7 protein-coding genes and 4 pseudogenes are annotated in these 9,985 nt (G+C 68.6%); 4 read left to right on the top strand and 7 right to left on the bottom strand.

The features are described 5' to 3' along the window. The 5 genes and pseudogenes from IE251_RS41395 to IE251_RS35030 all read right to left on the bottom strand — a co-directional run. Positions 1 to 344, bottom strand: a pseudogene (locus tag IE251_RS41395) (site-specific integrase); the annotation flags it as partial. A 74-nt stretch (positions 345 to 418) separates the two neighbouring features. Then, positions 419 to 844: a helix-turn-helix transcriptional regulator gene (locus tag IE251_RS42225; RefSeq protein WP_350967257.1), complete on the bottom strand. Its 426-nt coding sequence runs from the start codon at positions 842 to 844 to the stop codon at positions 419 to 421. 762 nt (positions 845 to 1,606) lie between these two features. Continuing rightward, on the bottom strand, positions 1,607 to 1,738 hold the full coding sequence (locus IE251_RS41805; protein WP_267925329.1) for a hypothetical protein: 132 nt from the start codon (positions 1,736 to 1,738) through the stop codon (positions 1,607 to 1,609). 668 nt (positions 1,739 to 2,406) lie between these two features. After that, complete coding sequence (locus IE251_RS35035) at positions 2,407 to 2,616, bottom strand: hypothetical protein (RefSeq protein WP_189756978.1); 210 nt, start codon at positions 2,614 to 2,616, stop codon at positions 2,407 to 2,409. A gap of 8 nt (positions 2,617 to 2,624) precedes the next feature. Continuing rightward, positions 2,625 to 2,834, bottom strand: a pseudogene (locus IE251_RS35030) (IS110 family transposase); the annotation flags it as partial. Between the two features lie 336 nt (positions 2,835 to 3,170). On the opposite strand from IE251_RS35030, the gene IE251_RS35025 reads away from it, so the two are divergent. The 3 genes and pseudogenes from IE251_RS35025 to IE251_RS35015 all read left to right on the top strand — a co-directional run bounded on the left by IE251_RS35025 (position 3,171) and on the right by IE251_RS35015 (position 7,392). Beyond that, positions 3,171 to 4,607: an MFS transporter gene (locus IE251_RS35025; RefSeq protein ID WP_189756977.1), complete on the top strand. Its 1,437-nt coding sequence runs from the start codon at positions 3,171 to 3,173 to the stop codon at positions 4,605 to 4,607. Between the two features lie 64 nt (positions 4,608 to 4,671). Next, positions 4,672 to 5,118 (top strand): annotated as a pseudogene (locus IE251_RS35020) (IS5 family transposase); the annotation flags it as partial. Between the two features lie 663 nt (positions 5,119 to 5,781). Continuing rightward, entirely contained in the window at positions 5,782 to 7,392 is a 1,611-nt protein-coding gene (locus tag IE251_RS35015; protein WP_189756976.1) for a multicopper oxidase family protein, read from the top strand. Positions 7,393 to 8,329: 937 nt separating this feature from the next. On the opposite strand, the pseudogene IE251_RS35010 reads toward IE251_RS35015, so the two are convergent. Both IE251_RS35010 and IE251_RS35005 read right to left on the bottom strand, forming a co-directional pair. After that, positions 8,330 to 8,425 (bottom strand): annotated as a pseudogene (locus IE251_RS35010) (IS5/IS1182 family transposase); the annotation flags it as partial. Positions 8,426 to 8,680: 255 nt separating this feature from the next. After that, on the bottom strand, positions 8,681 to 9,175 hold the full coding sequence (locus tag IE251_RS35005) for a GyrI-like domain-containing protein (RefSeq protein ID WP_234470445.1): 495 nt from the start codon (positions 9,173 to 9,175) through the stop codon (positions 8,681 to 8,683). Positions 9,176 to 9,265: 90 nt separating this feature from the next. Here IE251_RS35005 and IE251_RS35000 point away from each other — a divergent pair, with 90 nt between their 5' ends. Beyond that, positions 9,266 to 9,652 carry a hypothetical protein gene (locus IE251_RS35000; protein WP_189756975.1) on the top strand — a complete coding sequence of 129 codons (387 nt, stop codon included), beginning with the start codon at positions 9,266 to 9,268 and terminating at the stop codon, positions 9,650 to 9,652. Positions 9,653 to 9,985: the final 333 nt, after the last annotated feature.

The following is a 9,985-nucleotide window of genomic DNA, read 5'->3' as shown; positions in this document are numbered from 1 at the left end:
TCGTAGCCGAGCCTGATGACCACGTCGTCCCAGTGGGCCGCATCACGCAGGACGGCGGTGGAGATGCGTCCGCCGCGGTGGCCCGTGAACAGGCGGGCGTCGGGATCGGGGCCGGCGGACAGGATGCGCTGGGCGACGAGGGAACGGATCTCCTCGATGATGGAGACCTTGCGGGCCCGCTTGCCTTTGGTGCCCTTGTCGGTCAGGCCGCCGGGTGCGGGTGTGGTCTGGCGCCGCACGGTCCAGATCCACTGGTCGGTGTCGATGTCCTGGATGCGGCAGCCTGAGACTTCGCCGATCCGGGCGGCGGTGCACGCGGCGAAGACGACACCATCGGACGCGCCCCCGGTACGGTGCGGGGCGGTCGGGGCGGTGTTCGATGTCGGTGGAGATCCGGATGCCGACGGCGATGTTGGTCCTATCGGTCATGGATCCCCTTGGCGGGGGCGGTACGGCGGCTGCGCAGCCATTCCTCGACATCGAGGGCGCTGTACATGACGACGCGTTCCGACAGGGCGACGAACGGCGGCCCTTGGGGAGGCTGGGCGGTGCGCCATCGGCGCAGGGTCGAGGCGTCCACCCGGAGACGAGCGGCCAGGTCGCTGGTCGAGTACCAGGCGTTGGTCAGGAGGGGGGCTTGGTCGTCGGCTGGGACGGGATGCCGGCGGGGAGGTGCGGGTTGTGCTGTGGTCTTCTTCTCGTGATGGGGTTCGGCGTTGGTGCTTGTTGCTATTGGGACAGGCAAGTGTGGGCGATCTCCGGGCAGTACGGAGCACCAGGCGGGTCGGTGGAAGACTTCAGATGCGGGCGACGCGTCCTGGAACGGAGGTGTGCCGTGCCCCATCGGCAGCAGCGCTGATGCCGGTCACCATCACTCGCGGTTGGGCTCCGAAACGGGCGTTGACCAGATAATCGTCTCCGGATACGCCGGTTTGGCTAACCGGCGATCACGGGCCATGTTGCCCGGCTGATGCGACGTGACGGGGTGAGGAGAGCCAGCCGCTGCGGTCCTCGATCGACCTGTTTCCTATGACGCATCATGTGGAGTGTGTCGCGATCCTTGAGCCTGCCGAAAAGGGCCGCTGACCTGCGGTTTCGATAGGTGCGCATGACGTGCGGCATGTGCGTTACGGGCGATATCCTGACGCTCAAATGACGCTGTGCGAGGCGTTTTGACGCTCATCTGACGCCCGTTCTGATGGTGCGTCAGGTGCATCGCGGCGCTGTTCAGGCGCGGACCCGGCCGGCGCGGCCTTCAGCGTGCCCTGCAACTGCTCGGCCAGGCCCGGGCCGGGCCGGTTCCGGACCCTGGGCCGGAAAGGGACCGGCCCAGCGGAGCAGGACGTCGTCTATCCCTGGGACCCCGGAACCCAGACCCTCCAGGCATCTGCTGAGGCACCCCGGCAGTGCAAGAGTCCTCGATCCATGTTGTCCGTCACCACGTGAGAGTAGAGCTACAGGAGGGCCCGTTGACCGGACACACGGGCGGTTGAGGTCCTGTGGTGTCGACCGGCAGCAGGAGCTTGGCCCGCCTTGCGACGACCGTCGGGCTCGAACCGGTGTTGTACGAGAGGCGCTCGCTCAGCGCGAGTTCGGGTGCTCATTGTTAACGGCTCAGGCGGCCGGAGCGGGCCAGCAGGTCCTGCGCGGCGTCCTCGTTCAGTGCCGGGGCCGCGGCCGTCTGCTCACCGGTGGCGTTGCGGAGCACCTTCAAGGCCGGCCAGTACGCGGTCTGCACGGCGATCACCTCCAGTCTGCGTGCGGCCCGCAGGGCCGCACGCGGTGTCGCTCTCGCCGGCTTCTCGATGCCGCTGACAGGTGTCGAGGAGGAAGAGCTCAGGCGGAGAGTGATCTTGAACCGAATGGGAGAGCCGCTGCGCCCGCCGTGTGAGCCACAGTGGGGCCGTCTGCTGCCGGGGCGGCGGGAGTCGGCGTACGGCCGTTCCTGCCGCACGGGCGAGCGGCCGTCGGAGGTGTGCAGCAGCCGGCGTGTTTGTGTTCCTCGAAGCGGCCGGAATGCTGTCCGCGTCGGGCCGCAGGCAGCCCACGGGCCAAGGGGCGCGGCGCGCGGGTCTACCAAACCCTGAGTGCCGGACGAGGAGAATCCGAAGAACCTCATCGCAGCTCACTGATGGATCGCCGCAACGTGGACCGTGGCCTCGAATCGAAACGAGAGCTTGTCGTAGCGGGTGGCGACCGCCCGTTCTTTTACTGATGTCGCGCTTCAGGGTGATGGTGGTGGGAGGCGAGGGAGAGACCGGTTGCCGCGAGGACGTCACGGCCCACGCGGGCTTCGGCGCGGCCGTCTCTCTGCGCCAGCACCTCTCGGCGGCGATCGGCGCCTCCCCGTCGGCCTACCGGCGAACCCTCACGGGCTCCCTGCCGCGGGTCTGGCAGCTGTGGGCCTCAGGCTTCGATGCGTACCCAGGTGCGGCCGGCGCGGAGAAACAGGGTGCCGTCGCGGCCTTGGCCGCAATGCATCACCACCCGCCCGGGCACCCGCACCCGCTCCTGGCTGGTGGCGACACACACGTCGCCAACCAACTCCGCGCGGGTCACGGTGGTCCTACGCTTGTAGTGGTCGCGGCTGGTCAGGACCACCCGCGTGCCGCGCACGGCGAATCCGTCCGCTCGTCGGTCCGTTCCGATGAGCGCAAGATGTGCGGCATCGTCCTCGCGGCGTCGGCGATCACGGCCGCGTCGCGGGCGTCGGTCTTCGTCCCGCCCGGGTAGAGATCGGCGATCCGCCGCATGGACAGACCGGGCAGGTGGGCGACCTGGAAGCTGGCGTCCCGGGCGACGGTCAGGGGCAGGGCTCCGATGGAGGCGGGCTGGTGGGCGTGGCCTGTCCTCTAGGTCGCGGCGGCTGAGCCCATACCCCGTCCCTGTATCTGTCGAGATCATTTCTGGTGTCCGTGCAAAGGCGCTCTCGTGCGGCATTCGCCTGCGGTGGTCGCAGGGTGGTCGTCGCGGGATTCGCCGCACAGCAGTGGCGTCACGCGGGCCGTAGCCCGGCCTCGCGCGAGCACGCTTGATCTGACCGTGTCGGCTCCTGTGGTGAGTTGCCATCTGATCGCCGGTCGAAGCTTCTCTTCCTGCTCACATACCCCTATGGGGTATGCTACGGTGCCCGGTACGGATACCCCCCAGGGGTATGAGAGGAGCATGGGATGTCAACTGTCAATCCGCGACGCTGGTGGGCGCTGGCCGTGCTCGCCGCGGCACAGTTCATGGTCATCATGGACACGTCGATCATCGGGGTGGCGCTGCCCGAGATGCAGAAGGACCTAGGCTTCTCGCAGGGCGAGTTGCAGTGGGTTTTCAACGCGTACGTCATCGCCTTCGGCGGACTGTTGCTGCTCGGCGGGCGACTTTCCGACCTACTGGGCGCCCGAAAGATCTTCACCACCGGCTGGGTCGTGTTGATCGCCGGCTCGGTCGTCGCGGCCGCCGCCCAGACGGCGTGGGTCGAGGTCGTCGGCCGGGCGGTGCAGGGCGTCGGCGGTGCGCTGATCGCGCCCTCGGCCATGACGCTGCTGATGATGCTCTTCATGCACGACCCGAAGGAGCTCGGCAAGGCCATGGCGCTCTACGGCGCCGCCGCGCCCGCCGGCGGCACGGCTGGCGTGTTCCTCGGGGGCGTGTTCACCGAGTGGCTGAGCTGGCCGTGGGTCTTCATCATCTACATCCCGATCGGCGTCGCCACCCTCGCGGCCACCAAGCTGCTGCCTGCCGTCGGCGGTCGGCGCGGCTCCGTGGACGTGCTCGGTGCCGCTGCGGTCACCGCAGGTCTGGCGCTCGCCGTCTTCGCCGTTGTCCGCGCTCCGGAGAACGGCTGGACCTCCAGCGGCACTGTGCTGCAGCTGGTCGGTGCCGCCGCGCTGCTCGCGCTCTTCTTCGTGATCCAGAAGTCGGTGCGCGAGCCGCTGATGCCGCTCGGCATCTGGCGCGTGCCGCGGCTGGGTTCGGCGAACCTGGCGATGACCCTGCTGGGTGCCGCGTGGATCCCCATGTGGTACTTCCTGAACCTGTACCTGCAGCAGGTGCTCGGCTACGGGGCCTTCGCCTCCGGTGCCGCGTTGCTGCCGATGACGGGCCTGCTGATGATCTTCATGACCGCCATCACGCCGAAGCTGCTGGCGAAGTTCGGGGCCAAGCCGCTGATCGGCGGTGGTCTGCTGGTCCTGGCCGCTGGGCTGCTGTGGCTGTCCGCCGTGGAGCCGACCGGCACTTTCGCCGTCGACGTCCTGCCCGCCTCACTGGTCGCGGCGCTCGGCATGTCGCTGGCCTACATCCCGGCGATGATGGCCGCCATGTCCGGTGCCCCGCAGGAGCAGGCGGGCCTCGCCTCCGGCATCGTCAACACCACCTACCAGGTGGGGTCGGCCCTGGGTCTCGCGGCCCTGACCGCGGTGGCCACCTCGCAGGGCGCCGGCCGGCTCGGCAACCTGCCCGCCCTCACGGACGGTTTTAGCGCCGCCTTCGTTTGGGCGGCCGCGATCGCCGCAGTGGGCGGACTGATCACCCTGCTGGTGATGCGGGGCGAGAAGACTGCCACCGGATCCGACGCTGACCCGGTCGCGCAGGGCGAGAAGGTCCGCGCATAACTGCCCATCCGGTCCGCGGACTGCGGCAACGCCAAGAGATCACGAAGCCATCCGCTGCACGGTCCCAGACCGGGCAGCGGATGGCTCTGCCCGCAAGGGGTCGGCTATTGGCATTCGGCAACGATCCACGAAGATCCACCTCGCCGCCGATGGCCGCTGCAGGCCGCCGGCATTCGTCGTCACGCCCGGACAGGCTGGAGACGCACCCGCATTCGAGCAGGTCATGGCCCGATTACGGGTGCCCCGCCGGACCGGCCGACCGAGAGTCACGCCAGATGCGGTCCTGGCCGACAAGGCCTACTCCTCCCGGGCGATCCGTCGTCATCTGCGGCGCCGCGGCGGCCGTCCGCCGGCCTTCGACCGCGAGGCATACAAGCAGCGAAACACCGTCGAGCGGTGCATCAACAAGCTGAAGCAGTGGCGCGGCCTGGCCACTCGCTACGACAAGACCGCCACCATCTACCTTGCCGGACTCCACCTCGCCGCCATCTTCATCTGGTCCGCAAGGTGATCTGAAGGAAGCGGCCTAGGGCGTCGGTTACCCTGCCGGGGTATATTGGGGCAGCCGTTCCGCCGGAACTCAGAGGGAAGCGATGACAGCACAGGCAGTCTGGGCCCTGCGGACCCGCGCCTCGCGCGGCGCCGTCCGCTGGGCGGGTGCTGCCGTCATCGCTCTGCTCGTTGCCCTCGCCGTACTCATTCACCACGAGACGGCAGTAGCGGGGAGCTCAACACCTTCTGCTGCCACCCACGTGATGACACCCGGCATGGTGATGACGGACAGCCGTTCCGGACCTGAACCGATCCCCGGGCACGGACACGGAAGTGGCCCCGAGCAGACGGCAGAGCCGATCGTCACCGCACCTCCGATGGGCAGTGCTCACGGGCAAGCCTGCTCCGGTATGGCCATGCAGCACTGTGCGACCGCGAGCTTCGAGGTCGTGAAGCTCGTGCCACCGACACAGTCCCGGGAATCCTCCGGTCTCGCCTCGTACGGAGCGGTCACCGCAGCGCCCAAGGTCGCCGGGGCGGCGGACCGGGCGCCGCCGGACCTGTCTGTCCTCTCTCAGCTGCGCATTTAGGCCGTGCCAACGGGCTCGGCATGCCTTGTCATGTCGAGGAGCCGTTCCCGCACGCCAACTCACGTATGCGCACACTGAGATCAAGGACACCCATGAACAGCATCAACCGTCGCTCCGTCCTGCTCGCCGGGCTCGGCGTAGCGGGCGCCGGCGCGCTCGCCGCCTGCAGCAGTGGCTCCAGCACGACACCCGCCCTGGTCAACCCGTCCGGCTCGGCGGTCGCCGCGGCAGCGAAGAAGCGGAAGGGTACCGGCAGGACGCAGCAGGTGACCCTGACCGCGTCGCCCGCCATGCTCGACCTTGGCGGGGGAATCATGGCCAGGAGCTGGGCCTTCAGCGGCCAGGCCCCGGGCAAGGAGATCCGGCTGTCCGCCGGCGACACCCTGGCCGCCGAACTCTCCAATCAGCTGCCGAACAAGACCTCGACGTCCATCCACTGGCACGGCATCGCCATGCGTAACGACATGGACGGTGTTCCCCCGGTCACCCAGCAGGCCGTACGGGCGGGCACCAACTTCACCTACCGCTTCCTCGCCGACGCGCCCGGCACGTACTTCTTCCATCCCCACGTCGGTGTCCAGCTCGACCGGGCCCTGTACGCGCCGCTGATCGTTGAGGATCCCAAGGAGCCGCTGTCATACGACGACGAGTGGGTCGTCGTCCTGGACGACTGGGTTGACGGCGTCACCGGCACCCCCGACGAGGTCCTCGCCGAGCTGCGGCACGGCATGGGCGGCATGGACATGGGCGGCCACTCCAGTCCCAGCGGCCATGAGGGCCACGACATGGGTGACATGGGCGGGATGGACATGGGGGAGGACCCTTCCTCCCCGTCGGCCTCGACCTCGTCCGGCGGGATGTCGATGCGGTTCATGCTGATGGGCGCCGAGAGCGAACTGCTGGGAGGCGACGCCGGCGACGTGAAGTACCCTTACCACCTCGTCAACGGCCGTGTTCCGGCCGAGCCCGACGTGTACGAGGGCAAGCCCGGCAAGCGCGTCCGGCTTCGCATCATCAATGCGGGCGGTGACACCGCGTACCGGGTGGCGCTCGCCGGCCACAAGCTGACCATCACCCACACGGACGGATTCCCCGTCGAGCACGAGCAGGTCGACGCCCTGCTGATCGGCATGGGGGAGCGGTACGACGTTCTGGTCACCCTGGGCGACGGCGTCTTCCCGCTCGTCGCCTTGGCGGAGGGCAAGAACGCCACCGGCATGGCCCTGGTGCGTACGGCATCCGGCACCGCACCGAAGCCGACCGTCCGCCCGAAGGAACTGAACGGCAGGATCCTGACGGCGTCCGAACTTCGCGCCGCTGCCGACGTCCGCCTCTCACCCAAGAAGGTGGACCGCGTGCACCGTGTCGAGCTGACCGGGGGTATGGACAAGTACAACTGGGCCATCAACGGCAAGGCGTTCGACATGAACGACCCGGCAGCGAATCCGCTCACGATCGAGGAAGGGCAGCGGGTCCGCCTGGACTTCGTCAACACCACGGAGATGTGGCACCCGATGCACCTGCACGGCCACACCTACCAGCTCGGGAACGGTGGCCCGCGCAAGGACACCTCCATCGTGCTGCCGAAGAAGAAGTTGTCCGTCATCTTCGACGCCGACAACCCCGGCCAATGGATGCTGCACTGCCACAACGCGTACCACGGAGAGGTCGGCATGATGGCACTGGTCGCCTACCAGGGCTGACCGCTCCCGTTGCAACCGGTACCGGGGCCGGCTTCGCCCGTCGGCCTCGGCACCCGGGTGACTGGGTCGTCACTCCCGCTTCCCCCGAACTCGCGGGCTCACGCTCGTAGACTCTGGACGCATCGCCGCCGACAGCCCCGCCCACCTCATCTCCCAGCTCACAAGGCAGCAGACCCAGGAGATCCTTGGCAGACCGGAGAGCGAGTGGGTCGACTTCAAGAGCATCGGCCCCAAAGGGTCGTACCGACCTTTCCACAGAGGAAGGAAAGTTCGAGCTGGCAAAGGACGTCGCCGCGTTCGTCAACGCCGACGGCGGCCTCATCTGTTGGCCTGAAGGCGAAGCAGCGGCCCACTGAGCTCTACGAGGTCGCGGAGAAGCTGACGCCCTTCGCCGAGTCGTTGGTCACCAGCACTTCGTACAAGGACGTCATCAAGGAATATCTGCGCCCGTTACTCAAGGTGAACTAACTGTGGTTCGCCCCCCTGCTGACGATCCTGACGCATCCGGGCCCTACCTCGTGATCGAGGCGGCGGCGCTTCCTGAGTCCGTCCGGTGGGCGACCGTCACCCGGGGGCTGACCGAGGACGGAAGATCTGTCAAAGGCAGATGGACCGCCCCAGCCGCAACGGCGACACCACGGCCTGTCTCTCGCCGGACGAGGCTTACCGGCTTCTGAACGACGGCCTGCGCGTGCGAAGGGAACCCGGCGTCACCGCCTCGGCACCGGCACCGCCCGCGGACCGGGCGAAGACGCGGGCCGCCCTGCGAGCCCGCCTGGAAAATGGACGATGTACCGGTCCTGTTCTTCCAGAGCACCACAGACCACGCCAGGGGACTCCTCGCAGGCATGTACGCCACCGCTGGCCTGCGTGATCTCCTGCGTGACCAGGACACACTGCGCGACGCTCACGCTTGCGGCTTCGCGTCCGACGACTGCGGCAGCTGCTGCCACGTGCAACGCGACGTCCCCACGAACACAATCGCCGCCAGCACCTCACGGTCGCCGTGACGACGCCGGCCACCACCTTGCGGTCCTCCCTGCCGACGCGGGGGTGTTCCGGCCCGTGTGGCCCGAACCCGCCGCGACCGTCCCGTCGTGCGGTCTGCCGCATCCGGAACAAGCCGGTGGCGTTTCCTTGGCAAGCGCATCGAGGCCGGCAGGCCGTCCGCCGCCTGGATCCGCACGGATACAGCGGGCGGCCGGTTCGGCGGTCCAGCAGGCGGGATCCTCCTCCCCGAGGGCGAAGCACTCCTCCTCGTTCATGCTTCGCATCCTTCAGCGGACTGTCAGTCCGACAGTGGCCAGTTGAGCTCAGTACGTAGGTCACGCGGGTCCATGTCCGGGGACGGCTGCGTGATATACGTCTCCCATCTGTCCTCTCCGCCGGGCAGTCCCCGAGCCTGCATCCAGAAGTGCAGCCGTTCCCAGGAAGACCCGAGACGGTCGAAGGACCCGTAGTGCGTCAGCCGCGCGACCCGGCCCCCGGGAAGTGAACCGACCACGACCCCGGCCTCCGGCCGCACCGCCCGGCTCGTGACGAACCCGACCTCCAGGTCCAGGGTGTGTCCCGGCGGCCCGTGGTAAAGGCCGAAGGCAGGGCTCAGCGTGGTGATCCGCTGGGCCTCGATGACCCGGGCCAGGGCACCGAAGGAGGCATCGAAAAAGTCCCTCAGTTCGGCCACCGGAACGACGCCACGGACAACCGCTGTCGTCGCCGGGTCCACATTCACACAGTGCGGCTCCAAGAAACTGGCCCCACTGTCAGTTCCATGACTGCTCATGCCACTCCCGTTCATGTCCCAAGGCTACTCAGCACATCCAGACCTGACGCACGCCGGGAACTCATCGCTCGGGCAGGCCGGCATTGCCGGATGATCGCGGCCCTACGCCGCGTGCTCAGCGCCGCCCACGCCCGCGATGTCGGCGACGTCCCGGACGAACTCGACGAGGTGGCCACCCTGGCTGAGAGTCAGGAGCGGGCGCCCGAACCCGAGCCGCCGCACACCATCGACGTCCCGGGCCTGCTCGCCGAGCGCCTCACAGTCACCGCGCCCGCAGAGGTCCGCGACGCACTGCGCGGCGGCAGGACCATCCGCCGCGGACAGGGGTACTCGGTGCGCGTCATCGCTCCGCTCGCGCTCCACCAGTCCGTGCTGCAGCAGTGTGCCATCCTCGTTGGCGCCGTCTCTGCCCCGGCCGGACGTAAGGCGTACCGCGCATATGGCCACCGGATCGCCGCGGTGACGAAGAAGGAGTGACGGCTGGCCGTCCCGGAGCTATGGGACGACTCCTCACGCGACAGGGCTGCCCGCCGACGGAGGCGAGCTGAAGCCCTTCCGGAGGTCCTTGACGGCCGCCCTCACGAGCCGCGGCCCGTTCTGGTCAGGGCCGTGGAGCGGCTTCTCACCGGCTCCCCATCAGGTTCGACGTGACGGCTTCGGTAGCCGCTGGGCCTTGCGGGTCCGGCAGGTGGCCTGTGCCGGCACTGCTGTGGCCGCCTGGTCGTCGGTGGAACGGCTGAGGGCGAGCAAGGGCGGCGCCGTCTGTCAGACGGCGGGAGCCCGGCCAAGGACGCCGCCCCGGCCGGGCTC

The sequence above is a fragment of the Streptomyces eurythermus genome, assembly GCF_014649115.1.
Taxonomy (GTDB): domain Bacteria; phylum Actinomycetota; class Actinomycetes; order Streptomycetales; family Streptomycetaceae; genus Streptomyces; species Streptomyces eurythermus.
This window is presented reverse-complemented; position numbering and strand designations above follow the sequence as displayed.